Origin of the sequence: Caballeronia sp. SEWSISQ10-4 2 (assembly GCF_030464885.1) — a bacterium.
In the GTDB taxonomy this organism is placed as follows: domain Bacteria; phylum Pseudomonadota; class Gammaproteobacteria; order Burkholderiales; family Burkholderiaceae; genus Caballeronia.
This window is the reverse complement of record NZ_JALPRJ010000001.1, coordinates 96,742-114,040: the sequence shown is the minus strand read 5'-3', so window position 1 is coordinate 114,040 and position 17,299 is coordinate 96,742. Positions and strand designations below refer to the sequence as shown.

Genomic DNA, 17,299 nt, shown 5'->3' with positions numbered 1-17,299 from the left:
ATGAGCCGACTTCCCGGACGCGTGCGCATCTTCGCCCGCGCGTTGCCCCGGCTGGCGTTGAAGCCGCTGCGCCGCAAGCCGCAGGTCTTGAAGCGCATCCTGATTGCGCACCATCTGCTGCTCGGCGACACGCTGCTGCTCACGCCGCTCGTCGCGAAACTTCGCACGCAATATCCTGACGCGCAGATCGTGCTGACCTGCCCCAAGCCGATCGTGCCGCTCTATGCGGGCCGGCCGTTTGGACTCGACGTCATTCCCTTCGACCCGCGCGATTTCCTCTCGGTCAATGCCGTGCTGCGTTCGGGGCCGTACGATCTTGGCATCGTGGCCGGAGATAATCGGCATGCGTGGCTGGCGTTGGCGGCGGGATGCCGCTGGATCGTCGGACACGCGGCCGATGTCCCCGCCTGGAAAAACCTGCCGCTCAATGAAGCCGTACCGTATCCCGACGCGCCCGCCGCGTGGGCGGATCTCGCCACCGAACTGGTGCCTGGACCGCCGCCGCGGCCGTATCGGCTGAGCGATTGGCCGGCGCCTGAGCCCGCCGCGTTGTCAGAAAGCGACGCCCTTCTGTTGAAGGGTCCTTACGTCGTCTTACATCCGGGTGCGAGCACGGCAGTCAAGCGTTGGCCCGATGACCGCTGGCAGGCACTGGCGGCGTTTGTCGAGGCGCGTGGCTATACGCCCGTCTGGAGTGGCGGACCGAACGAAACGGCGCTCATCGACGCAATCGATCCCGAGGCCCGTTACCCGAATTTCGCAGGCCGGATCGACCTGAGACAGCTGTGGCACCTGTTCGCCGGCGCGCGGGCTATCGTCTGTCCGGACACGGGCGTGGCGCATCTCGGGCGTCTGACCGGCGTGCCTACCGTCACGCTGTTCGGCCCTGGTAATGCCTTGATTCATGGCGCGGGAAATTACTGGCGCGACGCACCGTTCATGCCGGTTACTATCCCGGACATGCCGTGCCGCGACGAACCGAATATATTCAGGCGGCACGTGGCTTGGGCTCGCCGCTGTGACCGCAATGCGTCGACGTGTGTCGCGTGGCGCGGTGACCATGCGGACTGCATGGGATTTATTTCGCTTGAGGCCGTTTGCAACAGCTTGCAGGCGGTCCTTCCGGGAGTGCAATGACGAAGACGTGTATGCAGGTGGAGCGCGTCCTGTGGGTGGCGTGTCCCGTGATTATGTTTGTCGCGATGTTCGCGCACATGACTGCGCTAGAAAACCTGGCGCTGGGGTTGGTGGGTATCGGTACGATCGCCGCGTCGTGTTCTTCTGAACGGCCGTCGCCGCTGAGCTGGCCGCTGCTGTGGCCTATTGCTGCGTGGAGTGCCTGGGCGCTTGCGTCGGTCGCGTGGTCGCCGTATCCGCGTGACAGCATGCACGCCTGGCTCGACGAAGTGCTGTATCCGCTGGTGTCGTTCTTCGCGTTCTGGCTGATGGGCACGCGCACCACGAAGCCCGAGCGGATCGTGTTGATCAACTGGGTGGCCTGCGTGCTGCTCGCCGCCGGCAGCCTGTATTACTGGGGCCGTTTGCAGCCGCCCACGGATCCCGCCGATGTCCTGCTCCACTACTACAACCGCGTTGGCCATACGAGCACGCTTGTCATCTTTTCGATGACGCTCTTTACCGGCTTGATGCTGAACCGCCGCTGGTGGCCGATCGGCGTGAGCGGGCTGGCGCTTGCCCTGGTGATCGGCCTGGCGACGCTCAATCGGTTCTTCTGGCCGGCCGCTGCCGTCACGCTCGTGATCGCGTGTTATCCGCTGTACCGCAAGCATTTGCTGTTTGCGGGTGTGTGTGTTGCTGTGATTTGCGTGGCTGCCGTCGGCACACTCGAACTGAGCACCCGGCTGCGTTACGGCCACGCCATGCCGAAACCCGCTGCGCGGGAACTGAAGTTGGGCGCAGACCAGGTCTATGTGCCGGAGGTGCTGGCTGGTATTGGCGATGTCATGTCTTCCGATACGCGTCCCAAACTGTGGGCGTTCTACGGTAAGGAAGGTGAAGCGCATACGTGGACGGGCATTGGTTTTGGCAAGCCTTTGCCGGGCCGGGTGTTTCAGGGCGAGATTCCGCCTTCGCTGCTGGAGAAGGAGCCGCAGGCGCTGACGCATGCGCATAACCTGTTTTTGAATACCTGGCTGGAGACGGGGATTGTCGGCGTGGTGCTGGAGGCGGCGCTGCTGCTCGCGTTGATCTGGCGTTTCTGGCGGCTGCGGCGTGCGGTGCCCTGGCTGAGCGCGGCGGGCATGGCGCTGGTGGGCGGGATGATCGCCAAGAATTTCACCGACGATTTCATGTGGCAGACCACCGCGCTGGCGTTTTGGTGTTTTTCGGGGTTCCTGCTCGGGCGTGGCGAGCGCTTGAGCGGCAGGGTGGCGCCGGTGCGGCGGGCCTTGTCGCGGGAATAAGGGGGTTGCTGCCCTCCTATACCGAGCCCGGTGTGCGCCGCGGTTTGCTGCCTTTGGGTGGGGGTGGCTTCTGGGGCTGTTGGTCAGGGTCGATGCCGGGTTGGTGCTTTCGTTGTCAGTGGTCTTCGTGAATTAGCTGATTTCTTTATCACTATTAGCCACTGTGCGTGGCGGCAGGTCGTTTCTTTGTCTAAAGCCGAAAGCGACAAAGAAACGAAGCAAAGAAAGCGCTTTCCCACCACCGGCAAGTTAGTGTCCGTAGGGTGCAGGCTAGAAGTTTTTGGCACCTGATAGCACCGCGCTCGCCAGACTGGAGGATGTGTGAACCCCTCCTTCTCGCGAATCCTGACACGAACACGCTTCGCCCCCAACGCTCTCGGGCAAGCACGATGACCCACAAACAAAAATCAGCTAATTCACGCAGACCACTAAGGCCGAAAGCAGCAACCCGGCATCGACCCAGCCCCAGCCCCCCGCGCCAGCAGCCTCACCCCAAACCCCGAGCGCGAGCGAAACCTCCCCCCGCTCATTCGGTCAATTTCGCAACGACGTCAAAATGAGACACGGCGCGCGGCGCATTACAATAGCGGTTTGCCGTGCCGGCGGGACTTGAGCGCTCAGTGCAGCCCTGAAGCAGGTACATTCCTGCTTCTCCCGCCGCCCGACCCACGACTAAGGACACCTTTTGAGTCAGAAGCCAACCTTGAGCAAAACGATCGGCAGCGGCCAGAACACGTCGCCGTCCGCCGTGATGAGCCGGCTCTGGCCGTACATCCGGCCTCTGATCGGCATTGTCGCGCTGGGCCTGATCGCCATGGGTTTCGTCGCCGCCAGCGAAGCCGGAATCCCGATGCTGCTCAAACCGCTGCTGGATCACGGCTTCGGCGCGCACGGCAGCGCCAGCGCCAAATGGCTCGTGCCGCTCGCCGTGGTCGGGCTCGCGGTCTTGCGTGGAGGGTCGCAGTACGCGTCGGGCTACTTGCTGGCGTATGTCACCAACAAGATCCTGCTCCAGCTGCGCCTCAAGATGTTCGACCGGATGATCCACACCAGCGCCGGTTTCTTCCAGCGGGAAACGGCCAGCACGATCATCAACGCAATCGTGTTCGAGGTGAACCAGATCCTCAACGTGCTCCAGAGCGTGGTCGTCACGCTCGTGCGCGATTCGCTCACCGTGGTATTCCTGCTCGGATATCTGTTCATCCTCAACTGGCGGCTGACGCTGGTCATCGCGGTGATCCTGCCGGCTATCGGCTGGCTCGTCAGCAAGATCAACCGCCGGCTGCGGCGGCTCAATCGCGAGTCACAGTTACTGACGAACGAACTGTCGTACATCGTGGAAGAGACGGTAGCCGGTTATAAGGTCGTCAAGGTGCATAACGGCCAGCGCTACGAAAACGACCGCTTCACCGACATGAGCAATCGCCTGCGCGGTTACTCCATGCGCATGACCGTATCCGGCGGCCTGGCGCAGCCGCTCACGCAGTTCCTGGCGTCGATCGCGCTTGCCATCGTGATCACTATTGCAGTGGTCCAGTCGGCGAACGACCAGACGACTGTCGGCGGTTTTGTAGCGTTCGTCACATCCATGCTGCTGGTGATCTCGCCGCTCAAGCATTTGATCGATATCAACCAGCCGCTGCAGCGCGGCATGACGGCGGCGGAACTGATCTTCGGTCTTATCGATGAACCCATCGAGCCCGAAGGCGGCGGCCGGCCGCTCGAGCGCGCCACTGGCGCGGTGGAGTTCCGCGAGGTGTCGTTCAGTTATGGATCGTCGAGCCTGCCAACGCTCGACGGCATCTCGTTCAAGGTCGCGCCAGGCGAAATGGTGGCGCTGGCGGGCGCTTCGGGAAGCGGCAAGACCACGCTGGTCAACCTGCTGCCGCGTTTCTTCGATCCCGCCAGCGGCGCGGTACTGGTAGATGGCGTGCCTATTCCCGAATACAGCCTGCACGATCTGCGCGGCCAGATGGCGATGGTGAGCCAGGACGTGGTGCTGTTCAACGACACGATCGCGGCCAACGTTGCGTACGGCCAGACGCCGGATCGCGAACGGGTGATGGCGGCGCTGGCGGCGGCGAATCTGGCGGATGTAGTCGCGGCAATGCCCGAAGGAGTGGACACCCGCGTGGGCGGCAACGGCATGCGCCTGTCGGGCGGCCAGCGCCAGCGGCTCGCCATTGCGCGGGCGATCTACAAGGACGCGCCCATTCTGATCCTCGACGAAGCCACGTCCGCGCTCGATTCCGAGTCCGAGCGGCATGTGCAGGAAGCGCTGGAAACGCTGATGAAAGGGCGCACGACGCTGGTCATTGCGCACCGGCTGTCGACTATCGAGCGTGCCGACCGGATTCTCGTGATGGATGGCGGCAAGATCGCCGAGCAGGGGAGTCACGCGGATTTGCTGCGCCAAAACGGGCTGTACGCGAATCTTCATCGGATTCAATATCAGCAGCAGGCGCCCGAGGCGGCTTGATTTAATCGACGCTCGCCCGTCGGGAATTAGTTAGCTAGTCAGCGTGACCGAAATGGCCCAACCGGCATAAGCCGATTGGGCCATTTCTCTTTACCGAACGGCGCGGGCAATATCCATCACGTGAACACCGACACAATAATCGCCAGCCACAGCACACCCACGCCGGCCAGGAACGCATGACGCGCTAGCCGGAGGCGGGATTCATCGTCGGGATTTTTTGTTGGAGACGTGGCGAGCCACGGGACCAAACCGAGACTTGCGAAACCGGCGAGCGCCAGGACGGCGACGGATACATCGATTGACCGCCAGTGCGCCCCCTCGTGGAGGCCCCAGTAACCGAGGAACACGATACCGATGGAAAACACCGTCGATGCGGCCGAACTGAGTGCCTGAACTGCTCCGGCTGGAAATTGCATGACATGCCTCCCGAAACGCGTGAAAGCACGCGAGATGTTGCCATCATAGGGGAAGCGCATCGGCAGGATGAGAACGACGGCCAGACGCGCGTTGGGCTGGCCGCCGTGGTTACTGAGTGGCGAAGATGCGAAGCGTTATTGCATATCGATCCGCCCGTACACGCCATCGGCTTCGTGGTTCGGGCCCGCTGCAAAGAACAGCGTGTTGACCGGCTGCGAATCCACGCCGTTGCCGAACGCGATACCCCACAAGCCCTCTTGCACGAAGTTGCTGCCGTTTGCCTGCAGCAGCTTGCCCATGAACTTGCCGCTGGTCGGGTCGAAGGCGCTGATCGTGCCGTCTCCGAAATTGCCGATCAGGATGTCATTGCTTAGTGATCCGAAATTAGCAGGTGCCTGAGTAATCCCCCACGGCGCGTTGAGCGGACCACCTTGTGCGAGACGTTGGAGCAGGTTGCCGTCTGTATCGAAGACATCGACGGCGCCCAGGCCCGGGCCGTCCACCTCGTCGTGCAGGGCGGAGTCCTGCTTCGCATATGCCACGTAGATTTTCGTGCCGATCGTCTGAATCCCGAACGGCGCGAAGCCGGCCGGCAGCGATGTGTCCTGGAACGCGCCGGGCAGGGACAGCTTGGTGAAAGTCTTGTCGAATACATCGACGCGAGCGTTGTGAAAGTCAGCCGCATAGAGGCGGTTGCCGCTGCTGCTTGCGGCAAGCGCGAGGCCTTTGTAGACGGCGTTTGCGCTGCTGCCGTCGAAGACCGTGACCGCGGTGGTGGGCAGTACGCCGGGTGACCAGGCGCTCAGCGTGCCGCCTTCGCCCGCGAAAATGAAGGGCGGGGCGCCGCTCTTGCCGCCGCTCGACACCACGAAGTCGGTGCTTCCGTTAAAGACGATGCCCGTCGGGTTTGCCGGTCCCGATGCAACTGCCGGGATGGTCACGATCAGCGATTGCGCAACACCGTTGCCGTCATAGAGGGTGGAGGTTTGCGTGCCGTTGTTCACCACCCAGACGACGCCTTTAGGGTTGAACACGACGCCCCATCCGTTCTTCAGATTGGGGTCGACGTGGGCGGCCGCGACCGCACCGTCGGAGACGAGGATCGTACTCTTGAAGTGCGTGTCCATTGAGTTGTTCGAGCTGCCGCCACAGGCGGCGAGGAAGGCCGTTATTCCGAGCGTGACAATGCCCGGCCACAGTACGTGCCGTTTCATGATGTCGTCTCCCGCGTGCAGGGCACGCTATTTCGCTGGTTGGGTTAGTGGGTTCGTTCGTTGTTTCAATGTCATGGTTAAACGGACGCACGAGCCAACTTATTCCATCGGGATACGAAGTTTTTCTGATGCGATGCGAGTCGGGATTTGCGCGGCGGGTCGGCGCTGCTTGCGCGCGGCGGCGGCTCGGTTGTGCCCGAACCGGCTCTATGATTAGCCTGAATTTATTGCTTGTTTTAGTTAGTCTTTGGCTTAAAGCGGGAGTGAAATCTACCCCTCCTGCGACCCCTGAACATCACCACGCGGTACATCTGGCTCGACGCTTGCCGTCACCTTGTCTCGTGTCATCGACTTTATCCGGCGTTGAATAAATCGCTGCCCCGACACCACGATATAAAACGCCAGCGGCGTGAACACCAGCCCCAGCACGGTCGCCGTAATGGCGCCGCCAAACACGCCAGTCCCGATCGATCGCCGGCTCTCCGCACCCGCGCCGCTCGACACGAGCAAAGGCACGACGCCCAGCAAAAACGCCGCCGACGTCATCACGATTGGCCGGAAGCGCGCACTCGCCGCGGCGACAATCGCCTCAGCCAGCGGTGTGCCATCGGCGGATAGCGTGCGTGCGAATTGCACGATCAGGATCGCGTTCTTCGCCGACAAACCGATCACCGTAATCATCCCGACCTTGAAATAAACATCGTTCGGCATGTCACGCAGAAGCATCGCGATCACTGCGCCAATCACACCCAGTGGCACGATAGTCAGCACCGCAAGCGGAATGGTCCAGCTCTCGTAAAGCGCCGCGAGCGCCATGAACACGGCAAGCAGCGACAAGCCGATCAGCATCGGCGTCAGGCGGGCAGCACGGGTTTCCTCAAGCGCCGTATCGGTCCAGTCGAAACCGACGCCCACCGGCAGCGCCTGCGCAAGCCGCTCCATTTCGGCCATCGCCGCGCCAGAACTTACGCCGTTGGCGGGACGGCCGCTCACATCGAGTGAAGGCGAACCGTTGTAACGCGTGAGGACGGTAGGGCCGGTCGTCCAGTGCAACGACGCCACCGACGACAGCGGCACCATCTGCCCCGCGGCGTTGCGCACCGAGAGGTTCATGAGACTGTCTTCGGTCATGCGCGAAGGTGCGTCCGCGGCGACCATCACGCGGCGCATGCGGCCGCCCGAGGGGAAATCGTCGATATACGTCGAACCGAAAGTGTTCCCCAGCGCGTCGCCGATCTTGTCGAACGATACGCCCAGCGCATAAGCCTTCGCGCGGTCGACATCCAGCACGATACGCGGCGCGTCCGGCAACGCTTCCGAATGCACGTCCGCAAAAGCGGGATTGGTGCGGGCTTTATTGAAAAGTTGTTCGCGCGCGGCAGTCAATCCTGCAATGCCGATGCCGCCGCGATCTTCCAGCCGCATTACAAACCCTTCCGAATGGCCCATGCCGGGTACGGACGGCGGCATCTGGGCAGCCACGTCGCCATCCATGATCTTCGAGAGCGAGCGGTTCAGCGTGTCGCGCAGCGTGCCCGCGTCGGTATTGCGCGATGACCAGTCTTTCAAGTCGACGAACAGCATGGCCACGTTCTGGCCGCTGCCCTGGAAACTCCAGCCGACCACGCTCGTCACGTTCGCGACGGCAGACTCACGTTTCAGGATGGCTTCCGCCTGTTCGACGACCGCAAGCGTGCGCGCCTGCGTGGCGCCCGCCGGCAACTGCACCATCACCTGAAGCTGCGCCTGGTCTTCCTGAGGCAGGAAGCCGCCCGGCATATGCAGATAAAGCACAGCGCACGCGCCGGCCAGCACGAGATACACCACGAACATGGAGCCCGCCCGGCGCAACACCCGCGCTACCAGTCCGCGATAACCCCGCGAGGTCCAGTCGAAGGCCGCCGAAAAACCGAACGAACGGCTACTGCCTGCGTGTGAAGCGTGCGCATCGTGTGATCGGTGAGCGCCATGCAGCCCATGCCGCAAGGCGTCGCGCGGCGGCGCTTTCAACAGGTTTGCGCACAGCGCCGGCGTGAGCGAAAGGGCGGTGAACGCGGACACGAGGATCGACGCGATCATCGCGACCGTGAATTGCCGGTAAATCCCGCCGACACTGCCGGGAAAAAACGCCATCGGCACGAACACGGCAGTCAGCACGGCCGTGATGCCGACGATCGCGCTGCCCATCTGCTGCATCGCCCGGCGCGTCGCGGCGCGTGGCGCGAGACCTTCCTCGCGCATCACGCGATCGACGTTCTCGACCACGACAATGGCATCGTCGACCAGGATCCCGATCGCGAGCACCAGCGCGAACATGGTGAACACGTTGATCGACATGCCGAGCACATAAAGCGCGAGCAGCGCGCCGGTCAGCGCAACCGGGATGACCACGGTGGGCACCAGCGCGTAACGCAGGTCGCGCAGGAACAGCCACATGACGAGGAACACCAGCAGCACCGCTTCGAACAGCGTCAACGCCACCTCGTGCAGCGCGACGTGGACGAACTTGGAGCTGTCGAAGGGGATCTCCACGGCCACGCCCGGTGGCAGGCTGCGCGACAATTCCGCGAGCTTGGTACGAATTGCATCGGAGGTTTCCATCGCGTTGCCCTGCGGGGAGAGCCGGATGCCGACCGTCGCCGCGGGCTTGCCGTTCAGCCGCGAAAACGACGCATAGCTGTCACGGCCCAGTTCGACCCGTGCGACATCCTTTAGCCGTACGGCCGAGCCATCCGTTTGCGCTTTCAGCACGATCTCGCCGAATTCGGCCGGTGAGATCAATTGCCCCCTGACCGTGACCGATGCCGTCAGTTGCTGACCCGTGACAAACGGCACGTCGCCGAGCGTGCCGGCGGTGACCGTCGCGTTTTGCGCTGCGATGGCTTGCGTGACGTCGGCTGCGGCCAGGTTGTACTCGCGCAGTTTCATCGGGTCGATCCAGACGCGCAGCGCTTCGCCGGCGTCCCACAACTCGGCCGAGCCGACGCCCGGCGCGCGCTTCAGGTCGCGCAGCATGTATCGGTTGACGTAGTCGCTCAGTTCCACGGAATCGCGCCGGCCGTCGGTGGACGTGAGCGCGACGAGCATCAGGAATGTGCCCGTCGACTTGAAGACGGTGATGCCTTGCTGAACGACTTGCTGCGGCAGCCGCGACTCGATCTGCTTCATCCGGTTCTGGACATCGACCATGGCGATGTCCGGGTTCGTGCCCGCCGAAAACGTGGCCGCAATTTCAAGTTCGCCGAGGCTGTCGCTCGTGCTTTCGTAGTATTGCAAGCCCTCGGCACCGTCCAGGCTTTCTTCGATCACGCTCGCGACCGTGTTGTCCACGCTTTCCGGCGACGCACCCGGATACATCGCGGCAATCACGATGCGCGGCGGCGTCAGCCGCGGATACTGCGCGACAGGCAGAAACGGCGTGACCAGTGCACCCGCCACGAAAATGGCCAGGGCGACAATCCACGCAAAAACCGGTCGATCGATGAAAAAAGACGGCACACGGGTCCTGTCGATTCAATGAGGTTTATCGGAGGCTACCGGCATTCGCCGACTTTCGCCGGGGCCGGGGTGCCGCGCCACCTGTGTAGTTCACACGATCGACCCGCGCGTGGAGGCTCAGGCAGGATTGCGCCCGGGATCGCGCCAATCGTTACTTGGTTAAGCGGGCTTTGGAAATCGAGACGATGGGGGGGCGTCCAAGCTTCAGCGAACTGATCTTAAAAATATAAAATAATCGTGTCCAGCATTATTAATTGAGGATCATGGCTTTGATGCTGAACTTGCCGCTGAACCTCGCCGGATCGCGGCGCCTTTCATTATTATTTATTATCGGCGGGCGTTGCGATTATGTTTTTAATGCATGATCTATTATCGAATGTGATATCCGATAAAGATGGGTGCGGGAAAAGCAGACAGGCCGTGCTGGCGGCCTGTCGACCCTCGCTGATTCCTCAACTGAAATGGGCAGTTTTGCCCGAAGCCGCTTTCTCGAGCATTGAAATAACGGCGTCGATATGGCCAATGCGCTTGCGTTGCGCGGGCATGAGACTCATCGACAATACGGAGTCGACTCGTTTTCGCCAATAGGATAAAGACAGTCCGTGACTCGATGCAATCCGGTTGATGATGTGTTCCAGATGCACAAGATCGGTTTCTATGAGTTGATGATTCATTGTGTTCCCCGGTAGCTCCGTCATTTTTGGCGGTCGCTGATTATTACCGTCCGGTTCAAGGCTTTTATATGCCTTGTAAAAGCCGCTACGGCACTGCACTTCATTAAAATCCGGCTCTGACGAATTAAATGGAGAGCCGCTTCGCCGGTGCACTGGTCAACGCCCGGCTTGATGTTCTCTACGCATGAGTCGTGCCACGGCGGCCTACGCTCCGGGAAAATGCCATCGGCGGTTGATGGACAAGGCTCAGCGGGCGATACAGAAATTCCCGGCCGTGCATGTGGAGCTGTGCGCGTTACGGCGTTACGCCGTTACGCCGTGCCACGTTACGTAGGGGGATTACTAGTCAGGGATGCAGTTTTATACGTCGGCATAAATTAGATCTTATATAGGTCAGAACTTATAATGGCGCCTCTCCTAAGGCGGCGCCGCTCATGAACAAGCTGGATTCGAATTTTCCGCCTGCGCGTCCGCGCGTCTTGTTCCACGTCAGTGACTTCGGCCGGGGTGGAACTGAAACGGCGCTGATTGCCTGGCTTCACGCGTTGTGTGCAGCGCACTTCCAGGTTGAGGTGTGCGTGTCGTTCCCGACCGATGATCTCGAGTTCTGGCGCGATTCCCTGCCTGCCGGCGTGCCGGTGCATGTGCTGGCGTCAAAACCCTGGATGCATGCACTGCATGAAATCAGGCGGCAGCACAAACTTACGCCGCGCATGAAGGTGGTGAAAAACGTTCTGACCTACGGCGTTTTACGTCCCCTGTTTCATCGCAAGATCAAGGCGCTTGCGCGAAGCGTCGACGTCATCTGCGACTTCGACATGACCCTTAGGACTATCGCGGGAAAATATGACGTGTTGTGGCTCGGCGTGAACCACTACAGCATCGCGGCGCGCTTCTCAGGTCTGCGGCGCAAGCGGATCGAACAGCGCGGGGCGCAGTTTGTGCGCTATGACGCGATTGCTGTGCAAACCAGTGAAATGCTCCGTGAAGGCATGCAGGTGTTCCCGTGCCTCACTGACAAGCTGACGGAACTGCCGAATATCATCGATGGAGATGCGTTGATGCGTCGCGCGCTCGAGCCCGCTCAGATTCCGGCATCGCCTTACATCGTCTCGGTGGCTCGCCTGGATGAAAGGCAGAAGGATCACAGAACCCTGTTGCACGCGTATGCGAAGCTCCGCGAGTCGGGCATGACGTCGTGTGACCTGTGTATTGTCGGTGAGGGGCCGTTCCAGGGTGAGCTAGAAGCGTTGGCACGCGAACTCGGCATCGATTCGACAGTTCATTTCGTCGGTTTCCAGTCGAATCCGCACCCGTTCATCCTGGGCGCGAAAGCGCTCGTGCTCAGCAGCCGTTATGAGGGCTTCGGAATGGTGCTTGGCGAGGCGATGGCGCTTAGGGTGCCAGTGATCTCGACGGACTGTCCTACTGGCCCGCGGGATTTGCTCGACGATGGGCGCGCCGGGCTGCTAGTGCCTGTTGGCGATGCGCTGGCGATGAGCGCTGCGATACGGACGATTCTGACGGACGCGCATTTGCGGGAAAGACTTATTGAACACGCTTTCGATCGAGTCAAGCGTTATCATCCGGTCGAGGCTGCTGAGAGATTGATGGCGCTGGTGGGCTGAGCGGGACGGTGGTTCCCGCCGTGACCGGGTGGATCCAGTTTTCCTACATCAGCACAATGTCATATTGTTCCTGGCTCAGATTCGACTCCACCTGCAGCGACACCGGCTTCCCGATAAAGTCCATCAGCATTGCCAGATGCTGCGACTCTTCTTCGAGAAACAAATCAATCACCTGCTGCGACGCCACCACGCGAAACTCGCGCGGATTGAACTGCCGCGACTCACGCATGATCTCGCGCAGCACGTCGTAACACACGGTCCGCGGCGTCTTCACCTGACCTTTGCCATCGCAAGTTGGACACGGCTCGCACAACACATGCGCGAGCGATTCACGCGTGCGTTTGCGCGTCATCTCAACCAGGCCCAACTGCGAAAACCCGTTCACCGTCACCCGTGTCCGATCCCGCGACAACGCTTTCTTCAACTCGCCAAGCACTTGATCGCGATGCTCGACGTTCTCCATATCGATGAAATCGATAATGATGATCCCGCCAAGATTTCTCAATCGCAGTTGCCGTGCAATCGTGTGAGCCGCTTCGAGATTGGTTTTAAAGATCGTGTCGTCGAAATTACGGGCACCTACATAACCACCCGTATTCACGTCGATGGTCGTCATTGCCTCGGTCTGGTCGATCATCAGATAACCACCCGATTTCAAATCGACCCGGCGTGACAACGCGCGCTGAATCTCGGCTTCGATGTTGTACAGGTCGTAAAGCGGCCGCTCGCCCGCATAGTGATGCACCCGGGAAGCCACAGCCGGCGTGAACTCGATCGCGAAGTCGGCCAGCATCTGATATGTCTCGCGTGAATCGACTTGAATACGCGAGGTTTCATCGTTCACGAAATCGCGCAACACGCGCTGCGCGAGATTGAGATCCTGATGCAGCAGCGAGGTCGGTGCTACACGCTGCGCCTGCGCGACAATCGTTGCCCACGTCTTGCGCAAATACGCGACATCGGCGGCGAGCTCTTCACTGGACGCATCTTCCGCAATCGTCCGGACGATATACCCGCCTTTCTCCTCCACAGGCAGAACAGCCGTGAGCCGTGCCCGGATGGCCTCGCGCTCGGCCTCGCTGGCGATCTTCTGCGAGATCCCGATATGCGGTTCCTGCGGCAGATAAACCAGCGTGCGCCCAGCGATGCTGACCTGAGTGGAAAGCCGCGCGCCCTTGGTGCCGATAGGATCCTTCACCACCTGCACCATCAGCGCCTGGCCTTCGAACACGATCTTCTCGATGGGCGTATGTGGCGTGTTCGCATGCGTTTCGCCGGCGATGCGCGGATGCCAGATATCGGCCACATGCAGGAACGCAGCGCGCTCAAGCCCGATATCGATAAAGGCCGACTGCATGCCCGGCAGCACGCGCACGACCTTGCCGAGATACACATTGCCCACTCGTCCGCGCGACAGCGTGCGCTCGACGTGAAGCTCTTGCACCGCGCCTTGCTGAACGAGGGCAACGCGGGTTTCCTGCGGTGTGACGTTGATCAGGATTTCTTCGTTCATGGACGGTTTAGAAGTCGACGCGCGCCACGCGCAAGAGTGCTGCTGTTTCGAAAAGAGGCAGGCCCATGATACCCGAATAGGACCCGTCGATCCGTTCGATAAACGCCGCCGCTCGTCCCTGAACGCCATACGCACCGGCCTTTCCGAGCGGTTCGCCGGTGGCGGCGTAACGCTGCAGTGCAGCACGCTCGACTGCGGCGAAGCGCACCAGCGAGCGTGATAGAACAGGCGCGAGCAGAACGCCGTCGGCATCGACTACGGCGAGTGCGGTCAGGACCTCGTGATCGCGTCCGGATAGTTGTTCGAGCATCGCGACGGCATGATCTGCGTCGTCGGGTTTGCCCATGATTGCGCCGTCGAGCGTGACGGTGGTGTCGGCGACGAGAATGGGTGCGGGTCGATGCTCGCCCTTTACGCGGCGCGCATAAGCGGCCAGCGCCTTTGCCTCGCAAACGCGCAGCACATAGGCGTCCGGGGCTTCGTTGGCGAGCTCGGCTTCGAGCGCTTCGGCGTCTTCATCGGGTCGGGGCAGCAGCAACTCGAAGCGCACGCCGAGTTGCTGCAACAGTTCTTGCCGCCGGGGACTTTGCGACGCGAGATAAACAAAAGGGAAGCTGGGCGATGCCATGTTCGCGGATCTCGAAGGTCACGCGCAGGCTAGCCAGGCGCGCTCCTTCAACGCCTCCGTGCCACGCCTCACGCGCGATGATAGGGATGGTTCTGCGTGATGCTCCACGCGCGATAAAGCTGTTCAGCCAGCAGCACGCGGACCATGCCGTGCGGCAGCGTGAGACTTGAAACACGCAGCAGGACTTCGGCGCGTGCCTTGACTTGCGGGTCGAGACCATCGGCCCCGCCGATCACGAACGCCACATCGCGGCCTTCTTGCTGCCAGTCCGGCAACGCGCCGGCGAGTTGCATCGTGGTCCAGTCGCGGCCGCGTTCGTCGAGCGCGACAAGCCGCGCATTCTTCGGCAGCGCCGCTTCGATCCGCAGGCGTTCGGCGGCCATCACGCTCTCGGCGTTACGTCCCGATGAGCGTTGCTCGGGTTTGATCTCCCGCAACTCGATGCGCAACTCGGGCGGCATGCGTTTCGCATACTCGTCGAAGCCGGTCGCGATCCAGTCGGGCATCTTGTGGCCGACCGCAAGGATATGAAGTTTCATGGCGACATGCGTGGCGCGACGCGTCCACTTCTACATAAAGCGGGACGTTTCGCGTCGAACCGGCGTCAGCGGCGTGTGGTCTTGCGAGCCGGTTTGGCGGCTGGCTCGTCGTCTTCGTCGTCCGACACGCTCACCTGGGCGCCGCTGAAGCCACCCGAGCTTTGCAGCTTTACGCGCACGGGTTTGTCGCCCCAGACCTCTTCGAGGTTGTAGTACTGGCGCAGCGCCGGTTGCAGGATGTGGACGACCGCATCGCCGCAATCGACCAGCACCCACTCGCCGACTTCCTCGCCTTCGGTGCTGATGACGTCGCCGCCCAGCTCCTTGACCTTGTCGCGCACGCTGTTCGCGAGCGCCTTGGTCTGACGATTCGACGTCCCGCTCGCGACGATCACACGGTCGAAGAGGGCCGTCAGGTGGGTGGTGTTGAACACCTTGATGTCCTGCGCCTTGACGTCTTCGAGACCGTCGATGATCGCGCGTTGAAGCTTTTGAATTTCCATATTTTTACCGATGGTACAAGTGGTGTTGAACAATATAGTCCCATACGGCGGACGGTACATGACTCTCGGCGTCGATTTCACCCGCCGCGCGCGCCCGCAGGCGCTCTCCCAACTGCTCGCGAATTTCTGTCGCCGACACTTCGAGCGTCAGCGCGGAATCAATCAGCAGATGGCCATGAGGCGTGGATTGCAGTACCTCAGCCGGGGCGCTGCGCGCTGCAATTTCGGTGGCTACGGCGGGGGAAACCGTCGAAAGGTCGAACCCCGCGCGGGTTTCCACGCACACATGCGCAAATTCGAACAGGCGTTTCCAGTCGCGCCATGAATCCAGATGCACAAGCTGATCGGCGCCGATCAAAAGCGACAACGACGCGTCCGTGCCTTCCCGCGCGCGCCAGCGATCCAGCGTTTCCACGGTGTAGGTCGGGCCGTCGTGATCGATTTCGTCGGTGGCGACGGTGACTTGCAAGCCTTCGATATGCAGCGAATCCGCCGCCGCGCGGGTCATGGCAAGCCGGTGATGCGCCGCGGTGACATCCTTTTTCTGCCATGGCTGTCCGGCAGGCAGCAGCACGAGCTCGGTCAGGTCGAGCAACTCGGCGAAACGCCGCGCGAGCGCCAGGTGAGCGTCGTGAATCGGGTCGAACGTGCCGCCCAGCAAGCCGACGCGTCGAGCGCAAGGAAGGTTCGGTTTCAGTGGACAATCCTCATCGGGGACAGATTGCAACAGGTGCAGCGCTCAGGTCTCATTTTGCTATACCCACTCTCGCACGACGAGAAAGTCGGAGTAAAGCTGCGCTTCAGGCGTGCCCGGTTCGGGTTGCCAGTTATAGCGCCACGTCACGGCAGGCGGCATCGACATCAGGATGGATTCCGTGCGGCCGCCGCTTTGCAGCCCGAACAGCGTGCCCCGGTCGAAGACCAGGTTGAATTCCACGTATCGGCCGCGCCGGTACGCCTGGAATTCCCGCTGCGCTTCGCCATAAGGCGTATTGCGGCGGCGTTCGATGATCGGCAAGTACGCGGCCAGGAAGCTGTCGCCGACGCTGCGCATCATTGCAAACGATTCGTCGAAACCGGGTTCCGAAAAGTCGTCGAAGAAAATCCCGCCGATCCCCCGCGGCTCGTTGCGATGCTTGAGATAAAAATACTCGTCGCACCATTTCTTGAAACGCGGATACAGATCCGTGCCGAAGGGCGCAAGCGCGTCCCGGCAGACGCCGTGAAAATGGCGGGCGTCGTCCTCGCAGCCGTAATAGGGCGTGAGATCCATGCCGCCGCCAAACCAGAACAGCGGCGGCTCGCCGGCTTTCGTCGCGATCAGCAGGCGCACGTTCATGTGCACGGTGGGGCAGTGCGGATTGCGCGGATGCATGACGAGCGAGACGCCCATTGCCTCGAAACCGCGCCCGGCCAGTTGCGGACGCGCGGCACTCGCCGATGGCGGCAACGAGTCGCCGGCCACATCCGAGAAACCGATGCCGCCCCGTTCGAAAAACTGGCCACCTTCGAGAATCCGCGTGCTGCCGCCGCCGCGCAACCGTTCTTCGGGACCACGCTGCCAGGAATCGATGGAGAATTCGGTGCCATCGAACGCGCCGAGCGTCTGTGCGATCTGCTCTTGCAAACCGGTCAGATAAGTTCGGACAGCTTGTACGTCGTAGGTTGGAGCGGTCATTGTGTGCTGCTTTACGGCTTGTGGGGAAAGGGCGCGCGGGAGTGCGCGGGTTGGATTGGCGCTGGGCTAGTCCAAAATTGCGTGGCCCAAAGCACGTTCCCTCTA

14 protein-coding genes are annotated in these 17,299 nt (G+C 61.6%); 4 read left to right on the top strand and 10 right to left on the bottom strand.

Annotated features, from left to right (window positions below; genetic code table 11):
• From M0D69_RS00465 to msbA, 3 genes are all read left to right on the top strand, one after another.
• A complete protein-coding gene (locus M0D69_RS00465; RefSeq protein WP_301780142.1) occupies window positions 1-1,137 on the top strand; it encodes a glycosyltransferase family 9 protein in 1,137 nt (378 codons plus the stop codon).
• On the top strand, window positions 1,134-2,423 hold the full coding sequence (locus M0D69_RS00460; RefSeq protein WP_301780141.1) for an O-antigen ligase: 1,290 nt from the start codon (window positions 1,134-1,136) through the stop codon (window positions 2,421-2,423). The genes M0D69_RS00465 and M0D69_RS00460 overlap by 4 nt, the downstream gene beginning before the upstream one ends.
• A 751-nt stretch (window positions 2,424-3,174) precedes the next feature.
• Window positions 3,175-4,902 carry a lipid A export permease/ATP-binding protein MsbA gene (gene msbA, locus M0D69_RS00455; protein ID WP_301780339.1) on the top strand — a complete coding sequence of 576 codons (1,728 nt, stop codon included), beginning with the start codon at window positions 3,175-3,177 and terminating at the stop codon, window positions 4,900-4,902.
• Between the two features lie 116 nt (window positions 4,903-5,018).
• On the opposite strand, the gene M0D69_RS00450 is transcribed toward msbA, so the two are convergent.
• The 4 genes from M0D69_RS00450 to M0D69_RS00435 form a co-directional block, all read right to left on the bottom strand.
• Window positions 5,019-5,318, bottom strand: coding sequence for a hypothetical protein (locus tag M0D69_RS00450; RefSeq protein WP_301780140.1), 300 nt, complete (start codon window positions 5,316-5,318; stop codon window positions 5,019-5,021).
• 135 nt (window positions 5,319-5,453) lie between these two features.
• A complete protein-coding gene (locus M0D69_RS00445) occupies window positions 5,454-6,533 on the bottom strand; it encodes a TIGR03118 family protein (RefSeq protein ID WP_301780139.1) in 1,080 nt (359 codons plus the stop codon).
• Window positions 6,534-6,803: 270 nt separating this feature from the next.
• Window positions 6,804-10,031 carry a multidrug efflux RND transporter permease subunit gene (locus M0D69_RS00440; RefSeq protein ID WP_301780138.1) on the bottom strand — a complete coding sequence of 1,076 codons (3,228 nt, stop codon included), beginning with the start codon at window positions 10,029-10,031 and terminating at the stop codon, window positions 6,804-6,806.
• A gap of 452 nt (window positions 10,032-10,483) precedes the next feature.
• Complete coding sequence (locus M0D69_RS00435) at window positions 10,484-10,705, bottom strand: hypothetical protein (RefSeq protein WP_301780137.1); 222 nt, start codon at window positions 10,703-10,705, stop codon at window positions 10,484-10,486.
• A 434-nt stretch (window positions 10,706-11,139) separates the two neighbouring features.
• Here M0D69_RS00435 and M0D69_RS00430 point away from each other — a divergent pair, with 434 nt between their 5' ends.
• Complete coding sequence (locus M0D69_RS00430) at window positions 11,140-12,333, top strand: glycosyltransferase (protein WP_301780136.1); 1,194 nt, start codon at window positions 11,140-11,142, stop codon at window positions 12,331-12,333.
• 43 nt (window positions 12,334-12,376) lie between these two features.
• Here M0D69_RS00430 and rng read toward each other — a convergent pair whose 3' ends face one another.
• The 6 genes from rng to hemF form a co-directional block, all read right to left on the bottom strand.
• Complete coding sequence (gene rng, locus M0D69_RS00425) at window positions 12,377-13,846, bottom strand: ribonuclease G (RefSeq protein ID WP_301780135.1); 1,470 nt, start codon at window positions 13,844-13,846, stop codon at window positions 12,377-12,379.
• A 7-nt stretch (window positions 13,847-13,853) separates the two neighbouring features.
• Window positions 13,854-14,474, bottom strand: coding sequence for a nucleoside triphosphate pyrophosphatase (locus M0D69_RS00420; RefSeq protein WP_301780134.1), 621 nt, complete (start codon window positions 14,472-14,474; stop codon window positions 13,854-13,856).
• Between the two features lie 68 nt (window positions 14,475-14,542).
• Window positions 14,543-15,013, bottom strand: a complete 471-nt coding sequence (rlmH, locus tag M0D69_RS00415) for a 23S rRNA (pseudouridine(1915)-N(3))-methyltransferase RlmH (RefSeq protein WP_047896334.1) — start codon at window positions 15,011-15,013, stop codon at window positions 14,543-14,545.
• 65 nt (window positions 15,014-15,078) lie between these two features.
• Window positions 15,079-15,516, bottom strand: a complete 438-nt coding sequence (gene rsfS / locus M0D69_RS00410) for a ribosome silencing factor (protein WP_301780133.1) — start codon at window positions 15,514-15,516, stop codon at window positions 15,079-15,081.
• A 4-nt stretch (window positions 15,517-15,520) separates the two neighbouring features.
• Window positions 15,521-16,177, bottom strand: a complete 657-nt coding sequence (locus tag M0D69_RS00405) for a nicotinate-nucleotide adenylyltransferase (protein ID WP_367619666.1) — start codon at window positions 16,175-16,177, stop codon at window positions 15,521-15,523.
• A gap of 93 nt (window positions 16,178-16,270) precedes the next feature.
• Window positions 16,271-17,194: an oxygen-dependent coproporphyrinogen oxidase gene (gene hemF / locus M0D69_RS00400; RefSeq protein WP_301780132.1), complete on the bottom strand. Its 924-nt coding sequence runs from the start codon at window positions 17,192-17,194 to the stop codon at window positions 16,271-16,273.
• Window positions 17,195-17,299: the final 105 nt, after the last annotated feature.